This window comes from Rhizobium sp. RM, assembly GCF_013390595.1.
Taxonomy (GTDB): Bacteria; Pseudomonadota; Alphaproteobacteria; order Rhizobiales; family Rhizobiaceae; genus Agrobacterium.
Genome location: NZ_JACAWV010000007.1, coordinates 608,205 through 624,274, shown reverse-complemented (window position 1 = coordinate 624,274; position 16,070 = coordinate 608,205). Strand labels below are relative to the sequence as shown.

The 16,070-nt window shown below is 57.6% G+C and carries 17 protein-coding genes; 5 read left to right on the top strand and 12 right to left on the bottom strand.

The window, feature by feature from the left end:
* Nucleotides 1-64: 64 nt before the first annotated feature.
* From HWX89_RS07375 to HWX89_RS07365, 3 genes are all read left to right on the top strand, one after another.
* Nucleotides 65-736, top strand: a complete 672-nt coding sequence (locus tag HWX89_RS07375; protein WP_138792272.1) for a DUF3426 domain-containing protein — start codon at nucleotides 65-67, stop codon at nucleotides 734-736.
* Nucleotides 737-801: 65 nt separating this feature from the next.
* On the top strand, nucleotides 802-1,344 hold the full coding sequence (gene hpt, locus HWX89_RS07370) for a hypoxanthine phosphoribosyltransferase (RefSeq protein WP_138792132.1): 543 nt from the start codon (nucleotides 802-804) through the stop codon (nucleotides 1,342-1,344).
* 144 nt (nucleotides 1,345-1,488) lie between these two features.
* Nucleotides 1,489-1,848 carry a response regulator gene (locus HWX89_RS07365; protein WP_138792133.1) on the top strand — a complete coding sequence of 120 codons (360 nt, stop codon included), beginning with the start codon at nucleotides 1,489-1,491 and terminating at the stop codon, nucleotides 1,846-1,848.
* A gap of 156 nt (nucleotides 1,849-2,004) precedes the next feature.
* Here HWX89_RS07365 and HWX89_RS07360 read toward each other — a convergent pair whose 3' ends face one another.
* The 4 genes from HWX89_RS07360 to argH form a co-directional block, all read right to left on the bottom strand.
* A complete protein-coding gene (locus tag HWX89_RS07360) occupies nucleotides 2,005-4,689 on the bottom strand; it encodes a TIGR02302 family protein (protein WP_138792134.1) in 2,685 nt (894 codons plus the stop codon).
* Nucleotides 4,690-4,854: 165 nt separating this feature from the next.
* The gene (lysA, locus tag HWX89_RS07355) at nucleotides 4,855-6,123 is read right to left on the bottom strand and encodes a diaminopimelate decarboxylase (RefSeq protein WP_138792135.1); all 1,269 of its coding nucleotides are present in this window, start codon (nucleotides 6,121-6,123) and stop codon (nucleotides 4,855-4,857) included.
* A gap of 13 nt (nucleotides 6,124-6,136) precedes the next feature.
* A complete protein-coding gene (locus tag HWX89_RS07350; RefSeq protein ID WP_138792136.1) occupies nucleotides 6,137-6,340 on the bottom strand; it encodes a hypothetical protein in 204 nt (67 codons plus the stop codon).
* A gap of 93 nt (nucleotides 6,341-6,433) precedes the next feature.
* Nucleotides 6,434-7,834, bottom strand: coding sequence for an argininosuccinate lyase (argH, locus tag HWX89_RS07345; RefSeq protein ID WP_138792137.1), 1,401 nt, complete (start codon nucleotides 7,832-7,834; stop codon nucleotides 6,434-6,436).
* A gap of 24 nt (nucleotides 7,835-7,858) precedes the next feature.
* Between argH and tlpA the strand changes: the two genes are divergently transcribed.
* Nucleotides 7,859-8,521 (top strand): thiol:disulfide interchange protein TlpA, encoded by a 663-nt coding sequence (gene tlpA / locus HWX89_RS07340; protein WP_138792138.1) that lies wholly within the window; start codon nucleotides 7,859-7,861, stop codon nucleotides 8,519-8,521.
* Between the two features lie 67 nt (nucleotides 8,522-8,588).
* Here the strand turns inward: tlpA and HWX89_RS07335 are convergent, their stop codons facing one another.
* From HWX89_RS07335 to HWX89_RS07305, 7 genes are all read right to left on the bottom strand, one after another.
* Nucleotides 8,589-9,470, bottom strand: coding sequence for a 3-hydroxybutyryl-CoA dehydrogenase (locus tag HWX89_RS07335; protein ID WP_138792139.1), 882 nt, complete (start codon nucleotides 9,468-9,470; stop codon nucleotides 8,589-8,591).
* Nucleotides 9,471-9,584: 114 nt separating this feature from the next.
* Nucleotides 9,585-10,514 (bottom strand): electron transfer flavoprotein subunit alpha/FixB family protein, encoded by a 930-nt coding sequence (locus HWX89_RS07330; protein WP_138792140.1) that lies wholly within the window; start codon nucleotides 10,512-10,514, stop codon nucleotides 9,585-9,587.
* 25 nt (nucleotides 10,515-10,539) lie between these two features.
* A complete protein-coding gene (locus tag HWX89_RS07325; RefSeq protein ID WP_138792141.1) occupies nucleotides 10,540-11,286 on the bottom strand; it encodes an electron transfer flavoprotein subunit beta/FixA family protein in 747 nt (248 codons plus the stop codon).
* A gap of 181 nt (nucleotides 11,287-11,467) precedes the next feature.
* On the bottom strand, nucleotides 11,468-12,241 hold the full coding sequence (locus HWX89_RS07320) for a rhomboid family intramembrane serine protease (protein ID WP_138792142.1): 774 nt from the start codon (nucleotides 12,239-12,241) through the stop codon (nucleotides 11,468-11,470).
* A gap of 32 nt (nucleotides 12,242-12,273) precedes the next feature.
* Nucleotides 12,274-12,852, bottom strand: a complete 579-nt coding sequence (locus HWX89_RS07315) for a cob(I)yrinic acid a,c-diamide adenosyltransferase (RefSeq protein WP_138792143.1) — start codon at nucleotides 12,850-12,852, stop codon at nucleotides 12,274-12,276.
* Nucleotide 12,853: 1 nt separating this feature from the next.
* The gene (locus HWX89_RS07310) at nucleotides 12,854-13,051 is read right to left on the bottom strand and encodes a twin transmembrane helix small protein (RefSeq protein WP_138792144.1); all 198 of its coding nucleotides are present in this window, start codon (nucleotides 13,049-13,051) and stop codon (nucleotides 12,854-12,856) included.
* 15 nt (nucleotides 13,052-13,066) lie between these two features.
* A complete protein-coding gene (locus tag HWX89_RS07305; protein ID WP_138792145.1) occupies nucleotides 13,067-13,900 on the bottom strand; it encodes an SDR family oxidoreductase in 834 nt (277 codons plus the stop codon).
* A 178-nt stretch (nucleotides 13,901-14,078) separates the two neighbouring features.
* Here HWX89_RS07305 and HWX89_RS07300 point away from each other — a divergent pair, with 178 nt between their 5' ends.
* Nucleotides 14,079-15,026: a YihY/virulence factor BrkB family protein gene (locus HWX89_RS07300; RefSeq protein WP_246705101.1), complete on the top strand. Its 948-nt coding sequence runs from the start codon at nucleotides 14,079-14,081 to the stop codon at nucleotides 15,024-15,026.
* A gap of 7 nt (nucleotides 15,027-15,033) precedes the next feature.
* On the opposite strand, the gene HWX89_RS07295 is transcribed toward HWX89_RS07300, so the two are convergent.
* Nucleotides 15,034-15,972, bottom strand: coding sequence for a DUF808 domain-containing protein (locus tag HWX89_RS07295; RefSeq protein ID WP_138792146.1), 939 nt, complete (start codon nucleotides 15,970-15,972; stop codon nucleotides 15,034-15,036).
* Nucleotides 15,973-16,070: the final 98 nt, after the last annotated feature.

Genomic DNA, 16,070 nt, shown 5'->3' with positions numbered 1-16,070 from the left:
TGGCAGGATTCGTTTCAATGCCCGTTTTTCAGGGCGGAAAACCTGACCAGGGGATTCCATGGGTATGTTCCGTTCATCGCGCCGCCAAGCGGCATTCGACTTCGACCTCCTGATGCCTGAAACGCCGGCACGGTCTGCATCGCGCCAGACCAGAGCCAAGCCTGAGGTGGTAGATGCGGAATTTGTCACCATCAAGGACACGCGCGGCCGTACGCATGGAAACGACAATCGTGGTACAAAGGCTCGTCAGGACGTGGCTGGGCAGGTAACGGCTGCCGCTGTCATATTTGCCTTTGTCGGCTGGATTGATCGGAAATTGTCGCGTCTGTCTGTAGATGCCTACTCGGCGCTCGTGGCAACCCTCGCGATCCTCGTCTTCATCGGTGCCGGTGGCCTTTCCATGATTGCGCCAGAGCAGTCCGCCGTTGCCGCACCCGTCAGCCCTCTAGCGATATCTCATGTCTCCGTGACACCGCAGGATGCCGGCGGCATGGAAATCCTGCTGATCAATGGTATCGTTGAAAACAACGGTCGGAACCTCGAAGCTGTGCCAGCGATCCGCGCTGATCTCTTCTCCGCCAAGGGGCAGCTCGTCGCCAGTATGGTCATTTCGCCCCCTGTTGAGGCGATCCAAGCGGCTAATAGTCATGGTTTTTCAGCAAAATTGCGCCATCCCGGTGGAAAAACGCCGCAGATCAAGCTTTCCTTCGTCGGGGCGGGTGCGTCCGACCGCTGACTGTGCTAACGGGTCTTGTCTTTTGACTGAACGGTAAAAGAGCAAGACGCAGCACAGGAGAAAGAATGCCCGTCGTCCGTGGAAAAAATATCGAGCCGCTTTACACCGCCGAGCAGATTGCCGAGCGCAATCGGGATATGGCGCAGCGCATCGCAAACGGCCCGACCAAGGACTTGCTGGTCATTGCTGTCCTGAAAGGCTCGTTCATCTTTGCAGCCGACCTTATCCGTTCTTTGCATGACAGCGGTCTTGCGCCGGAAGTCGAGTTCATCACGCTTTCGAGCTATGGCGCCGGTACGGTTTCCCAAGGCGTCAGGATCGTTAAGGATATCGACAGCGACGTGAAGGATCGTGATGTTCTGCTGATCGACGATATTCTCGAATCCGGCCGCACGCTGCGTTTCGCCAAGGAACTGCTTTACGAGCGTGGCGCACGCAATGTCACCATCGCCGTCCTGCTCGATAAGAAGGTCAAGCGCAAGGAAGACCTGGAGGCCGATTATGTCGGCTTCGAATGTCCTGATTACTTCGTTGTCGGATACGGTATGGACGTGGCCTATGCCTTCCGGGAATTGCCGTTTGTCGGCGTCGTAACGGGCGATGCCTGACGGGCTCACGCCTGTCCTGTTGCGACACAGTTCGGAGACGCCTCGTTAACCATCCGCAGAGCGGAGGCCGAGGTGTTTACCTCTTGAAAAGATGAGCCTGCGATGTTGCTCCCGGCTGGAAATGACGCCCAGGAGCAATGGTTGATGGCAAAGATTCTGATTACCGAAGACGAGGATGCGCTGCGCTCGTTTGTTGCGCGCGCTCTACGTCTCGACGGTCACGAGACGTATGAAGCTGCCGATGGCGAGCAGGGGCTGGAAAAGCTCCAGGAAACGAATTTCGATCTTCTTCTTTCCGACATCCGTATGCCTGTCATGGACGGCATCGAACTGGCACACCGCGCTGCCGAACGCTTTCCAGGCATGCGTATCCTGCTGATGACGGGTTATGCCGAGCAGCGTGAACGCGCCGACGATCTGGCCGAGAAGATCGTTGACGTGGTTTCCAAACCTTTCGCATTGCCGGATATCCGCAAGGCGGTTGCCAGAGCGCTGGCTGCCTGAACGGTCAGGTTCAAATATTCGCAAAGGGCGGCCGTCGGGCCGCCTTTTTTGTTGGGAGCGATTTCCGATCGGCGAAGTCGCGCATACGGTCTTTTCTGCGCCGTGGTGAAACGACGATAACAACCTCAAACTGGCTGAGCCGGAAGGCTACATTTACTACTGGATATCCAGCAGACGCTCCAGATAGCGGCGCTCGATTTCGCCGGGCGGGTTGTTGCCCAGCTTTTCGCGAATGGCTTCAAGAATTTCGCGGGCACGCTGAACGTCGATTTCATCAGGTACCTTTACCTGATCGCCAAAATCAGGACCGTTGGTGGAGCGCGGGCGGCCAAGTGGATCGCGGCCATTCTGGCCACCTTGACCGGCCATGCCTTCCTGTCCCTGGCCGGGTTGCTGACCCTGCTGACGCATGGCCTGCATGATCTGTCCCATCATGTCCTGCGCGCCTTGACGCAGGGCGTTGAGCGCGTTTCCCTGTCCTTCGACAGCCTGTTCACCCTGGCTTTGCCCCAGGGCTTCACCGGCGCCCTGCATCTCCTGCTCTGCCTTGCCGAAATTCTCACCGGGCTCCATACCGAGGTCTCGCAATCCCTGCTGCAGTTCGCCAAGCTGTTTGCCAAGTGCATCCTGCTGCTGTCGAAGATTTTTCAATGCCTCGCGCAGCTGTTCTGCTGTCATCTGGTCGCTGGGCTGCTGACCACCCTGTTGCCCCTGCTGTCCTTGCTGGCCCTGTTGTGGCTGCTGGCCATTCTCGCCCATCTGCTGGTCGTCGCCTTCGCCGTTCTGCTGGGGGTCGCCCCGCTGCATGCGGTCGCGCAGCGCCTGGTCCAGCTTGAACGTCTCATCCATCAGCTTTTGCTGCTGCTGCATGATGTCTCCGAGCTTGTCGATCTGCTGGCGCATCTTGCTGGTTTGCTGCTGGCCCTGTTGGCCGGGGCGCTGTGGCCTGCCAGCCTGAAGGTTGTTCATCATGCGCTGCAACTGCGACAGCATTTCCTGCGCGGCATCGCGATTGCCCGAGCGCGCCAGGTTTTCGATCTGGTTCATCATATTTTCCAGATCGCGCTGACGAATCGTGTTCTGCGCCTGCTGATTCATGTTGGACTGCGGTGCATTTTGCATGCGCTGAGCAAGCTCACTCATGAACTCTTGCATTGCCTCGCGCAGTTCCTGCATCAACTTGGCGATTTCCTCGTCCGGGGCGTTGCGCTGTAGCGCTTCGGAAAGCGCATTCTGCGCATCGCGCAGGCGCCTTTCAGCTTGCGAGAGGTCGCCGTCTTCGATGCCTAGAGCAATTTCCCAGAGATAATCGGCCGTGTCTTTCAGCATCTCCTCGTTATAGGCAAGCCGCATGCGGGTCTGCGCCGACTGCAGCAACAGATAGTGTGTCGTATTAGGGATCGTTTCTTCCGGGCGAAGGCCAACGGCCTCGTTAAAGGCGATTGCTTTCGGCATCTGGCGTGTGTCGAGCGAAAAGATCTGGCGTTGCTCAACAATGGATGCCGCCAAGGGTTCGGAGAAATTGCGCCCAGGCAGGATCATCTCATGCGCCGGGCTGCGGCCCGTTTGTCCCGCGCCATCGGTCGCAACGAGTGTGATGCGCACACGCTTGCCGGCCATCGGGTGTTCGGTCAGGTTACGGCTTGTCAGCCCTTTTAGGTCGCGATTATTCTGCCTCGGCAGGTCGAGCTTGAACTCTGGCGGTGGATAAAGTGGGGTTGCCCCTTCAGCCACGCCAATCGGTTCTATGAGGGCGTGAGCTTCTTTGAGACCATAATCATCCTTCGCCGTAAAACCCACTTCGAGCGCGCCATTAACGGCACGGCGCGGCATATTGTCGAAGGCAATGGTTGGCGGCTGGTCGGGGATAACGTTGAAGACCCATTGCTCGCCATTGGCCGTAATCATGCCGCTTTCAGCGATGTCCATCGTGAAGGTGCGGGGCGCCAGTGGTTGACCCGGATTACGCACTGCCTGCGGCTGGTTTTCGGTGCCATTGGCCGAGCCCTGTGAGGTTTCGGGTGCGATTTTTTGCAACGCGCCTGCCGTGTCCGGTTCGAACGTGACTTCCTCACCGCCGTCGCCGCCCGTCATGCGGATCGTCAGCCTGGAGGATTGCGGCACGGCAATGGACTCCCGATTGCCCGCATCGCGACCGGTCAGAAAGATTGGTGCACGGCTGGTATAAGATGGTGGCGTTACCCAGGCATCAAGGCGAATATCGGGGTCGATCGGCCCAGCGGCAGGCTGGCTGCGGAATGCGTCGGCGACGCTTCCCGCGCCATTTGAAAAGGAAAATCCGAAAGCAGCGGCAAGCAGCAATGCCGGAACCGCGCGCAAGGCCATGCGGTCATGGCGGGCAATATCTGGCTTGGGCAAACCAGCATCGAGCGCTGCGATGCGCTCCGCCATGCGAAGCTGGTGTTCCTTCCACAGCGCTCGCGCCAGTGGCGTATTGAAGGCAGGTTCGTCATCCTGCACACCAACTGGCTGGTGAGCCAGGCCATTGCGCTCTTCCAGAAGACGGGAGGCTTCGGTGTCTGTTGGCCATCGCAGCCGAATGATCGGCAAGAGCGTTGCCAGAAAGGCGAAGACAAGTACGAAGACGACGCCGAGACGCAGGATGTCTGGCATGTGCCGGAAAATGCCGAACCAGGCGAGCGCGAGAAAAGCAGCAGCAAGGGTAAGCGGCCAAAGGCTTCTGGGCGCTAAGCGCTCCGCGAACATCACCAGTTTGGCGAAAAACCGTTTTGTTGTGACCCGGCGCGCAAGATCGGGCCGGTTTTCGAAGGCGCCAGTGAGGCGCTTCCTGCCTTTGTTGTCTTGCCCGGCTGTGGTCATCAATCCGTTCTCCCGGTTCTGGCCACGTCACACGCCATTCCCGGAACGGCGAAATTGTTGCTACCCGAAAGCAAAGATAACATTCTTTATGGCGAAGACGAGGGCAAGCGGACGCTCGCCCCCATTTTTTAGGCAGTTTCGCTCAATTGTGATCGCAAGCCGAGGTCAGTCCAGCCAATCGGGCACGGAGTCGAGTGCGATCAGCTCGTCATAGGTACCGCGGGGGCGGATGACATGGAACTTGTCACCCTTCACCAGCACTTCCGGGATCAGCAGACGGGAATTGTAGGTTCCTGCCTGAACTGCGCCATAAGCGCCGGCCGAGCTGACAGCGATGAGATCGCCAGGCTGCGGTGCCGCCATCTCGCGGTCGAGCGCAAGATAGTCACCGGTTTCGCACACGGGCCCGACAATGTCAGCCTTGATCCGTGCTGTGTCGGCTGCCGGCTGCACCACAGGGCGGATGCCGTGATAAGCCTCGTAGAGTGTAGGGCGTATGAGATCGTTCATCGCGCCATCAACGATCACGAAGGTCTTTTCTCCGCCATCCTTCACATAGATCACTTCGGTTACCAGGATGCCGGCATTGCCGACGATTAGGCGTCCTGGCTCAGTCACGATCTTGCAATTGAGGCTTTTCAGTTCGTTCTTGACGATATTGGCATAAGCGTCCGGCAGCGGCGGAGGGTTGTTGTCCTCACGATAGGGAATGCCGAGACCGCCACCGATATCGACATGGCTGATCGTGTGGCCATCGCTACGCAATGTCTCAACCAGTTCGCGCAAAAGCCGGAAAGCATCCTCAAAGGGCTGAAGTTCGGTGATCTGGCTGCCGATATGCATATCGATGCCGGTGACATCGATGCCGGGCAGAGTTGCGGCGTGAGCGTAGACGGCTCGGGCCCGCTCGTAGGAAATGCCGAACTTGTTTTCCTTTTTGCCGGTAGAAATCTTGGCGTGGGTGCGTGCGTCGACGTCCGGATTGATGCGGAAGGAAACATGCGCTTTCTGACCGGCTTTGATAGCACGCAGATTCAGCACTTCGAGTTCCGGTTCGGACTCGATGTTGAAGCAGTAAATGCCTGCGGAAAGCGCATAGTCCATTTCGGCGACCGTCTTGCCGACGCCGGAGAACATGATGCGGTTTGCTGGAACGCCAGCCGCCAGTGCGCGCCGTAGTTCACCGCCGGACACCACGTCAATGCCGGCTCCAAGCTTCGCCAGCGTCTTCAGAACGGCCTGGTTGGAGTTGGCCTTCATGGCATAACAGACCATGGCGTCGACATCGGCGAAAGCCCCGGAAAACACCTTGTAGTGGCGTTCGAGCGTCGCTGTCGAATAGACGTAGAATGGTGTGCCGACCGCCTTGGCGATTTCCGGCACGGGCACGTTTTCGGCGTGCAACACGCCGTCGATGTAACCAAAATGATTCACGGTTATCTGTCCGTCAGAGAAGCTTGTCGAGAATGAATGGCCGTTCGGTCGCTGCCGGTTTGGTCTCCGTTCCGTCAGCGGCGCGCTTGTTACGCATTTCCACCGGCGTGCTCGGCGGATCGATTTCGCCTTTTCGGCCGCAAGCGGAAAGGGCGAGGCTGACGGCCAGCGTCATGCCAATGGGAACGATGAGATTACGCGCGTTTTTTGAAAGCATGGCCCGGTCCAAAGAAATATGTGCGTCTCTGATAACGAAAAACAGGGCGCTTGTGCACCCTGTTTCTTTTGATGGCAGCGTAACGTGAATTTATCAGTTGCGGCCGCGCCAGAAGGTGATCTGTTTCTTCACTTCCGAAGGTGCCGTGCCGCCGAAGCTGGTGCGGCTTGCGACAGAGGCCTCAACGGACAGAACGTCAAAGACGCCTTTGTTGATGGCCGGGTTGATAGCCTGCAGGTCTTCCAGCGACAGATCAGCCAAATCACAGCCCTTCTGTTCCGCCAGTGCGACGGCATGACCAGTGACATGATGGGCATCGCGGAAGGGCAAGCCCGCTTCACGAACCAGCCAGTCGGCGAGGTCAGTTGCCGTGGAGTAACCGGAACCGGCTGCGGCGCGCATGCGATCCTTGCGGACTTCCAGATCACGGATCATGCCGGTCATGGCGGCAATCGCCAGTTCCAGGCTCTCTGCGGCGTCGAAAACCTGTTCCTTGTCTTCCTGCATGTCCTTGGAATAGGCCAGTGGCAAGCCTTTCATGACGGTCAGGAGCGCGATCAGTGACCCGTTGATACGACCAGTCTTGGCACGCACCAGTTCTGCCGCATCCGGGTTTTTCTTCTGTGGCATGATGGATGAGCCGGTGGAGAACGCGTCCGACAGGCGGATGAAACCGAACTGCGGTGTGGACCAGATGACAATCTCTTCGGCAAGACGCGACAGATGCGTGGCGCAGATCGAAGCGATCGACAGGAATTCGAGCGCGAAGTCACGATCGGATACGGTGTCGATGGAGTTGCGGGTTGGTTCCCGGAAGCCGAGCGCCTTCGCCGTCATGTGGCGATCGATCGGATAGCCGGTGCCAGCCAGAGCCGCAGCGCCGATCGGGCTCTCATCCAGATGTTCGATCGCATGGCGGACACGGGCGCGGTCGCGACCGAACATTTCCACGTAAGCCATGCAATGGTGGCCGAACGTGACGGGCTGCGCGGTCTGCAGGTGCGTGAAGCCCGGCATCACCGTGTCGGCATGTTCTTCGGCACGATCGAGGAAGGCCGCGATCAGCGCGGTCAGCATGCCCTCGGTCTTCTGAAGCTCTTCCTTTACCCAAAGGCGGAAATCGAGTGCGACCTGGTCGTTACGCGAACGCGCCGTGTGCAGGCGTCCGGCGGCCGTACCGATCAGCGTCGCCAACCGCGCCTCAATGTTCATGTGGATGTCTTCGAGCTTGCGGGAGAACTCGAAGGTACCGGCTTCGATCTCTGACAGAATTGTGTTCAGTCCGTCGACGATCTTGTCTTTATCTTCACGCGAAATAATGCCTTTTTCCGCCAGCATGGTGGCGTGCGCTATAGAGCCGCGGATGTCCTGGGCGTAAAGCTTCTTGTCGAAGCCGATGGAGGCATTTATCTCTTCCATGATGGCTGACGGGCCGGAGGCGAAGCGTCCGCCCCACATCTGGTTGGAGGATTTCGTGTCGTTACCATCAGCCATATCGTGCGTGCCCTGGAGTATTTGATGACAGACAAAAAGCCGCTGAGGCTTCCTTCCGCCAGATTGGTTGCAATTGCTGCCGTTGCCGGTGTTTTGAGTGGCGCAGGCGTGGTCGCGTTCAGGCATATTGGGTCTGAGAGCGAGGTTCAAGTGGCAGCGGTGGCAGACGCCGGTTTATGTGAAGGTGCCTCAACCCGGATAGCCTCGTTGAAACCCTTCCTGAAAGGGCAGGTTGCGGCGATGTCGGCAACCGACAAGCCTCGCGTTATTCCCTTGTCGTTCAAGGGCCCCGAAGCCAAGGACATGACACTTGCCGATCTCGGCGGCAAAACAGTGCTCCTCAACCTCTGGGCGACGTGGTGCGTCCCATGCCGTGAGGAGATGCCGGCGCTCAATGCGCTTGAGAAAGAAAAGGGTGGCCCGGATTTCGAGGTCGTCGCCGTCAATATCGACACGGGCAGCGATGACAAGCCGAACGCTTTCATGAGCGAATACAACATCGATGCGCTCAAGCTTTATCGCGACAGCTCGATGGGCGTGTTCAATGTACTGAAGAAGGAAGGGCTGGCTTTCGGTTTGCCAGCGACGCTTATACTCGACGGAAACGGCTGCCTGCTTGCTGCGATGAATGGCCCTGCCGCTTGGGACAGCGAGGATGCCAAGGCGCTGGTATCTGCCGCAAAATAATCGCCAACATGGACCCTAGTGCCAAGGCAGTGGGGCGGCGCCCCACTGTTGATATTGCCATAACGGGTTAGCGGGTCGGAACCGGTGTTTCGCCGCGATAATCGTAGAAACCGCGGCCGGATTTGCGGCCGAGCCATCCAGCTTCGACATACTTCACCAGCAGTGGGCAGGGGCGGTATTTGCTATCGGCCAGACCGTCATGCAGCACCTGCATGATAGACAGACAGGTATCGAGACCGATGAAGTCGGCAAGCTGCAACGGACCCATCGGGTGGTTTGCACCAAGTTTCATGGCGGTATCAATGGCTTCAACGGAGCCGACACCTTCATAAAGCGTATAAATCGCTTCGTTGATCATCGGCAGCAGAATGCGGTTGACGATGAAGGCAGGGAAGTCTTCTGCAACGGTGATCGCCTTGTCGAGCGAGCGCACATAATCTTTTGCGACGTTGAAGGTTTTCTCGTCCGTCGCGATACCGCGTACCAGTTCGACAAGCTTCATGACCGGAACCGGGTTCATGAAGTGGATACCCATAAACTGTTCCGGGCGATCTGTTGCGGATGCAAGACGTGTAATCGAAAGCGAAGATGTGTTGGTGGCAAGCAGGGCTTCCGGCTTGAGGACGGGGCAGACCTTCGCGTAGATCTTGCGCTTGATTTCCTCATTCTCGGTGGCAGCCTCGATCACCAGATCCATTGCCGCTAGGTCGTTGATGTCGTCCGATCCCGAGATCAGCGAAAGTGCGTCCTTGCGGGCATCATCACTGATCTTGTTGTGGGAGACCTGGCGCGCTAGATTGCCGTTGATTGTGGCAAGACCCGCTTCGATCCGGTCCTTGGCGAGGTCGTAGATATGGACCTTGTAGCCGGCGATGGCAGAAACATGTGCTATGCCGCAACCCATCTGACCGGCTCCAATGACACCGATATTCTTAAATGGGGCGGACATTGGCGTTTCTCCTCGCAAGAATTTGTCTGTTGTTATCGTGGCGATGTTACGCATATCGCCGGAAAAGCGAAAGCGGCGCGTTTCAAAAACGCGCCGCTTTGCGGATGGTAATTATCAGAGAGCTTTCTCGAGTTCCGGCAGGGCGTCGAACAGGTCTGCAACGAGGCCGTAGTCAGCAACCTGGAAAATCGGCGCTTCTTCATCCTTGTTGATGGCAACGATGACCTTGCTGTCCTTCATGCCGGCCAGATGCTGGATTGCACCGGAGATACCTGCGGCGATGTAAAGCTGCGGCGCAACCACCTTGCCGGTCTGGCCGACCTGCCAGTCGTTCGGCGCGTAGCCGGCATCGACTGCAGCGCGTGATGCGCCAACCGCCGCACCCAGCTTGTCAGCAACCGGAAGAATGACTTCCTTGAACTTTTCCGCCGAACCCAGTGCGCGACCGCCGGAGATGATGATCTTGGCAGAAGTCAGTTCCGGACGATCGGAAGAGGCAAGTGCATCCGATATAAACGACGAAACGCCAGGGTTGGCAGCCGTTGCAACGGTTTCGACGGCAGCCGAGCCGCCGTCTGCGGCAGCGGCGAATGCTGTCGGGCGGACCGTGATCACCTTCTTGGCGTCGGTTGCCTGAACGGTCTGGATGGCGTTGCCGGCATAGATCGGACGCTTGAAGGTGTCAGCCGACACGACTTCGATGATTTCCGAAACCTGTGCAACATCGAGAAGGGCTGCAACACGCGGCAGAACGTTCTTGGCGGATGCGGTGGCCGGAGCGACGATGACGTCATAGGCCGGAGCAATGGACAGGATCAGCGCGGCGAGCGGCTCTGCGAGCTGGTTGGCATAGGACGCGTCGTCAGCCAGCAGGACCTTGGAGACGCCGGAAAGCTTGGCTGCCGCATCGGCAACGGCCTTGGCACCGGAACCGGCAACCAGAACGGTGACGTCGCCGCCAATCTGCGTTGCAGCCGTCAGGGTCTTTGCCGTCTGGTCGGAAAGGGTGGTGTTGTCGTGTTCTGCCAGAAGAAGAATGGCCATAATGTAATCTCCCTTTTCCGAAACCTTAGAGGACGCCGTCGGCCTTGAGCTTCGATACAAGCTCAGCAACCGAACCAACCTTGACGCCAGCCTTGCGGCCAGCCGGCTCTTCTGTCTTCAGAACCTTGAGGCGCGGCGAAACGTCGACGCCGAAATCGGCCGGAGCCTTCTTGTCGAGCGGCTTTTTCTTGGCCTTCATGATGTTCGGCAGCGATGCGTAACGCGGCTCATTGAGGCGAAGGTCCGTGGTGACAACAGCGGGAAGCGTCAGCTCGACCGTCTGCAGACCGCCATCGACTTCACGGGTCACGGCAACCTTGCCATCGGACGGCGCAACCTTGGAGGCGAAGGTGCCCTGGCCCCAGCCGAGCAGGGCTGCCAGCATCTGGCCGGTCTGGTTGCTGTCGTCGTCGATTGCCTGCTTGCCGAGGATCACCAGGCCTGGCGCTTCGGCTTCGGCAACGCCCTTCAAAAGCTTGGCAACGGCTAGAGGCTCGACCGTTTCGTCGGTTTCGATCAGGATGGCGCGGTCAGCACCCATGGCGAGCGCCGTGCGCAGCGTTTCTTCCGCCTTGGCAGGGCCGATCGAAACAACCACAACCTCTTCCGCCTTGCCGGCTTCCTTCAGGCGCAGAGCCTCCTCGACCGAGATTTCGTCGAACGGGTTCATCGACATCTTGACGTTCGCAAGTTCTACACCGGAACCGTCCGCCTTGACGCGGATCTTAACGTTGTAGTCGACTACGCGCTTAACAGGTACGAGGATTTTCATTGCGTCCTTCCTTAAACTCCTGTCCGCAAGACATCAGCCCTGCAGGACCTCCAAAAACAGGTTGGCGTCATGGATAAGCATTTTTCCCGCAAATACAACGGAACAATGATCATTATCACATGCGTATCAGGCATATCTTACGTTGACGTTCACGTAAATACTTTATCCGTTCGGCTTGTTTTCAATGTGTTCCGTCATACTGGCCTTTCGACCATGGCGACTCTGTCGTTTGCGACGTATTTTTGAATTGTGCCGCCCTCGGTGGAACAATGGTGCGATCAAACAGTGGAACGCCGCGTCTTCGTAAAAAAACCACCAGAATTGCGCCAGCAATTATGCCGCCTACATGGGCGCCCCACGACACGTTTTCTTCCAGTCCGAGGACCAGCATCAGGAATTGCTGACCGATCCAGAGTGCCAGCGGAACGAACGCGGGCAGGGGCAGGGGAATGCGCATGAACACCAGCACCCAAACGCGTACTTTGGGGTGCAGAAGGAAATAGGCAGCGACAATGCCCGAGACTGCACCGGATGCGCCGATCAGCGGTCCCTGAGACATCGGTGATACCATGCCGTGAAACAGCGCGCCGGCGATGGCGCAGGCAAGGTAGAAAATCAGAAAACGAAGATGGCCGAGCGCATCTTCGACATTGTCGCCGAACACCCAGAGAAACAACATGTTGCCAGCAAGGTGCCAGAAATCCAGATGCACAAATGCATAGGTAACTGCCGTCAGGTCATCAGGCACGATTTGCAGGGCAGGTTCCAGGTAAGCGTAGTCAAAGACAACGGCCGGGATGAAGCCAAGGCCGAGGGTTGCGGCATTTGCCTCCGTTTCGCTTGCCAATACGCCGGTGAACAGCCAGACGAGGACATTGACGATAATCAAGCCAATCGTCACGTATTGCAGGCGGATGTGCTTGAGCGCATTCGCATCGTGCAGCGGTATGAACATCGAAGGCCCTTCGTATTTGCACCCGTTCGATTTTATCTGTTCTGGCCGGGGACCCAGAGGATATCGGCTTTGCCGGTATCGTTTGCATAGCGCGCGGCGACGAACAGGAAATCCGAGAGACGGTTGGCATATTTGATGGCTGCCGCGCTAACAGTTTCGTTTTCGCTAACGGACAGTTCAACCATCAGCCTTTCTGCTCTGCGGCAGATGGTGCGTGCCAGATGCAGATGTGCGGCTGCCGCACTGCCGCCCGGCAATACGAAGGAGGTCAACGGTTCAAGCTTGTCATTGAGCTGGTCGATCTCGTTTTCCAGGCGTGTCACCTGGCTTTCGACGATGCGTAACGGCTCCCAGGCGGGGGGCTCACTTGTTTCCGGCGTGGCAAGATCGGCGCCCAGGTCGAAAAGGTCGTTCTGAATGCGAAACAGCATCGCATCGACATCCGCCATGTCCTTCGTATAGAGGCGTGCGACACCAATGGAGGAGTTCGTTTCGTCGACCGTACCATAGGCTTCAACGCGCAAGTCATGCTTGAGACGGCGCGGTCCCGATACCAGTGCCGTTGTGCCCTTGTCACCGGTACGGGTATAGATCTTGTTGAGTTTCACCATGTCAACGGCCACCACCTGTCAGCCAAAGCGTCAGCATGATGAGGACGATGGCAACAGCCTGAAGCAGAAGACGAAGCTGCATCAGCTTGTTTGAGCGGTTGGCATCCTGACCTTTCAGCATGTTGAAGAGCCCCTTTATCAGCACGATGACAACGAGGCCCATGACAATCAGGGCGAGAACGGTGGTGAAACCGGACATACGGGGTGTTCCTCCTCAATCGAACCTGCGCAGCAGACGGTAGAACAATCCGGCAGGCAAAAGCCGTTTCAGCAGCAGACCCTGCTTGGCTGGAACGGTGACGGGATAATGGGGTTTGGGATTGGCGGCGGTCAAGGCGTGTTTCAACACATGGTAGACGGCGTCCGGGCCGAGCTTGTGGCGATTGACTGGTCCCGATCCGTCCATCCGCGCAAGCTGGCGTTTGTATTCCGCCGCGTGAGCGGAATTTTCGAGATCGATATTATCCTTGATGTGAGCAAGCGCCGTTGCCGTAAATTTCGAGGCAATTGGTCCCGGCTCGATCAGGCTGACATGAATGCCGCTGCCTTGAAGCTCCATACGCAACGTGACCCCGAGGCCTTCGATGGCGAATTTGGAGGCGGTATATGCCCCGCGGTATCGGTACGGAACCAACCCCAGGATGGACGAGCAATGCACGATGCGGCCCTGGCCTCGCTTGCGCATGAAGGGAATAACCTGGCGGGTCAGGTCGTGCCAGCCAAAGACGTTGGTCTCAAACTGCCGCCTTAACGCTTCAACCGGCAAATCCTCCACGGCGCCCGGCTGGCCATAGGCGCCGTTGTTGAAAAGCGCGTCAATGCGCCCTCCGGTTCTTTCCGCAACTGTCTTGACCAAAGCTGCGATCGTCTCCGGCTTGGTATAGTCCATGATGAGGGTTTCAATGCCCTGATTTTCCAGCGCGGCCATGTCGACGATGTGGCGGACTGTTGCGAAAACCCGCCAACCATCGCGATGCAATGCACCAGCACAATAAGCACCGATACCTGAGGAGCATCCGGTGATGATGATGACGGGCTTTTCGGACATCGGATGCTCCGGATTTCGAATGAAACTTGCCCTCGATGTTCGGGCACGGCTATTTGCTTTGAGTGAAAGCCTGTGCATTTCGGGAACCGAATGATGGGCTTGTGCGCTGTACAAAACGAAGCTGATTTCCCATATTCGGGAAAGAGTTACAATTGAATTGCGGATGAGTGGAGGTGACATGGTTGCCGCAGTACGCCTGGCAGGCAAGGTTGCCTTCGACGCCTATTCCCATTTTACCGAGGATGACGGCTGGGCCATGGCGAGCCACATGGCACTGTCCATTCTGCTGGCACTGTTCCCTTTCCTGATTTTCGGCACGGCACTTGCCGGCTTTCTCGGTGCCGACCAGTTTTCGGAAACGGCAGTGCATCTGATCTTTGATATATGGCCGGAGACGATCGCTGCGCCGCTCGCTGCGCAGGTCCAACAGGTCTTGACCATACCGCGTGGTGGCCTGTTGACTGTGTCTGTTCTGGCAGCGGCCTACTTTGCATCGAACGGCGTCGAGGCGCTGCGAATTTCGTTGAACCGCGCCTACCGGGTTTCGGAGACGCGTTGGTGGTATGTGACGCGTCTGCTCAGTCTGTTTTACGTTCTGATTGCTGTTATCGTGTTTGCCGGTATCAGCATTGTCCTGGTTGCGGTTCCGGTGGCTACATCACTTGCCGAACAGCGCTTTCCGTGGCTGACGGATATTCTCAACACTGTCTCGAGCCTCGGCTTATACGGCACGGTTTTCATGCTGATCGTGGGACTTATCGCGGCGCATCTGTGGCTTCCTGCGGGCAAACGTCGCATCTGGGACGTCTGGCCGGGCATTCTCCTGACGGTGCTGTTCTGGGCAATAGGCGCGGCGATCTTCGCCTATTATCTTTCCACCTTCGCCAATTACGCTGCCACCTATGCGGGCCTTGCCTCGGTCATGGTCGTTCTGGTGTTCCTCTATATGGTGGGGGTTATCTTCATGCTGGGGGCAGAGGTGAATGCGGCACTGATGAAGTATAAGGTTCGTCAGATCATTCGCCGCAACATCAACGGATCAAGCCGCAATTCCCACACGGATGGCGATGATCGCTTGACGGCTGCGCCAACGCGCGAGAGCCTCGCAGCTCAACAGGAAGAATGATCTCGGGTCATTTCCGCAGGCTCTTCCAGACTCGGTAGAAAACAATGACCACTGCTCCGACAGCAATGCCGAGCAAAGCCTGGAAGAGTGCTGAAACGAGCCAGTTTACTGCTCCATGACCTGCGGGAATGGCATTTGCGGCGACTTCTGCGGCATGTTCGATAAAGTGCTCCGGTTGGTGCAGTCCGAACGCTGCCAGGCCGTGAATGATAATGCTGCCGCCGACCCACAACATTGCGGCGGTTCCTATGGCCGCAAGCCAGGTCAGGAAGACGGGGACCCCTTTCACGAGGCCTCGACCGAACGATTTCATGAAGCCGGGGCCGTTTTCAGCCAAGTGTAGCCCAATATCGTCGGCTTTGACGATGAATGCGACGACGCCGTAAACTGCAACGGTTATCAATATGCCGACGGCTGCCAGAACGGCCGCCTGCGTATAAAGATCGGATGTGGAGACGCCTGCCAAGGTCAGGGCCATGATTTCGGCCGAGAGGATGAAGTCGGTGCGGATGGCACCGTTTACCTTTTGCGTTTCCAGTTCTGCGGCATCAATGGTTGCAGCTGCGGCTTCGTCAACGGAGTGGTCGTGGCCGCCAAAATATTCATGCAGTTTTTCTGCGCCCTCGAAGCAAAGATAGGCGCCGCCAACCATCAGGAGCGGTGTGATGAGCGCAGGTGCAAAATATCCCAGCAACAAGCAGATCGGCAGCAGAAATATGAGTTTGTTACGAAGCGAGCCGAGCGTGATCCGCCAGATAATCGGCAGCTCCCTTTTGGGCGAAAGTCCGATGACATAAGCAGGTGTAACGGCTGTGTCGTCGATGACGACGCCCGCAGCCTTTGCGCTTGCCTTTGCCGTTTGTGCAGCAACGTCATCAAGAGAAGCGGCGGCAAGCTTTGCAATAGCAGCTATGTCATCGAGCAGCGCAATCAAACCTGTAGCCAATTTTGTCTCCTTTGAGTCCCCTGAAACAGCGCGTGAACTTAGCGTGCTCACCTTTGGTAATCCAACTGGTTTCTTCTGCCGTGCGTGAAGAAATGCCG

What these genes read in the sequence shown, in the direction of transcription:
- HWX89_RS07375 (WP_138792272.1), top strand. Translation starts at nt 65, where the DNA reads ATGTTCCGTTCATCGCGCCGCCAAGCGGCATTCGACTTCGACCTCCTG.
- hpt (WP_138792132.1), top strand. Translation starts at nt 802, where the DNA reads ATGCCCGTCGTCCGTGGAAAAAATATCGAGCCGCTTTACACCGCCGAG.
- HWX89_RS07365 (WP_138792133.1), top strand. Translation starts at nt 1,489, where the DNA reads ATGGCAAAGATTCTGATTACCGAAGACGAGGATGCGCTGCGCTCGTTT.
- HWX89_RS07360 (WP_138792134.1), bottom strand. Translation starts at nt 4,689, where the DNA reads ATGACCACAGCCGGGCAAGACAACAAAGGCAGGAAGCGCCTCACTGGC.
- HWX89_RS07350 (WP_138792136.1), bottom strand. Translation starts at nt 6,340, where the DNA reads ATGCTTTCAAAAAACGCGCGTAATCTCATCGTTCCCATTGGCATGACG.
- argH (WP_138792137.1), bottom strand. Translation starts at nt 7,834, where the DNA reads ATGGCTGATGGTAACGACACGAAATCCTCCAACCAGATGTGGGGCGGA.
- tlpA (WP_138792138.1), top strand. Translation starts at nt 7,859, where the DNA reads ATGACAGACAAAAAGCCGCTGAGGCTTCCTTCCGCCAGATTGGTTGCA.
- HWX89_RS07335 (WP_138792139.1), bottom strand. Translation starts at nt 9,470, where the DNA reads ATGTCCGCCCCATTTAAGAATATCGGTGTCATTGGAGCCGGTCAGATG.
- HWX89_RS07330 (WP_138792140.1), bottom strand. Translation starts at nt 10,514, where the DNA reads ATGGCCATTCTTCTTCTGGCAGAACACGACAACACCACCCTTTCCGAC.
- HWX89_RS07325 (WP_138792141.1), bottom strand. Translation starts at nt 11,286, where the DNA reads ATGAAAATCCTCGTACCTGTTAAGCGCGTAGTCGACTACAACGTTAAG.
- HWX89_RS07320 (WP_138792142.1), bottom strand. Translation starts at nt 12,241, where the DNA reads ATGTTCATACCGCTGCACGATGCGAATGCGCTCAAGCACATCCGCCTG.
- HWX89_RS07315 (WP_138792143.1), bottom strand. Translation starts at nt 12,852, where the DNA reads ATGGTGAAACTCAACAAGATCTATACCCGTACCGGTGACAAGGGCACA.
- HWX89_RS07310 (WP_138792144.1), bottom strand. Translation starts at nt 13,051, where the DNA reads ATGTCCGGTTTCACCACCGTTCTCGCCCTGATTGTCATGGGCCTCGTT.
- HWX89_RS07305 (WP_138792145.1), bottom strand. Translation starts at nt 13,900, where the DNA reads ATGTCCGAAAAGCCCGTCATCATCATCACCGGATGCTCCTCAGGTATC.
- HWX89_RS07300 (WP_246705101.1), top strand. Translation starts at nt 14,079, where the DNA reads ATGGTTGCCGCAGTACGCCTGGCAGGCAAGGTTGCCTTCGACGCCTAT.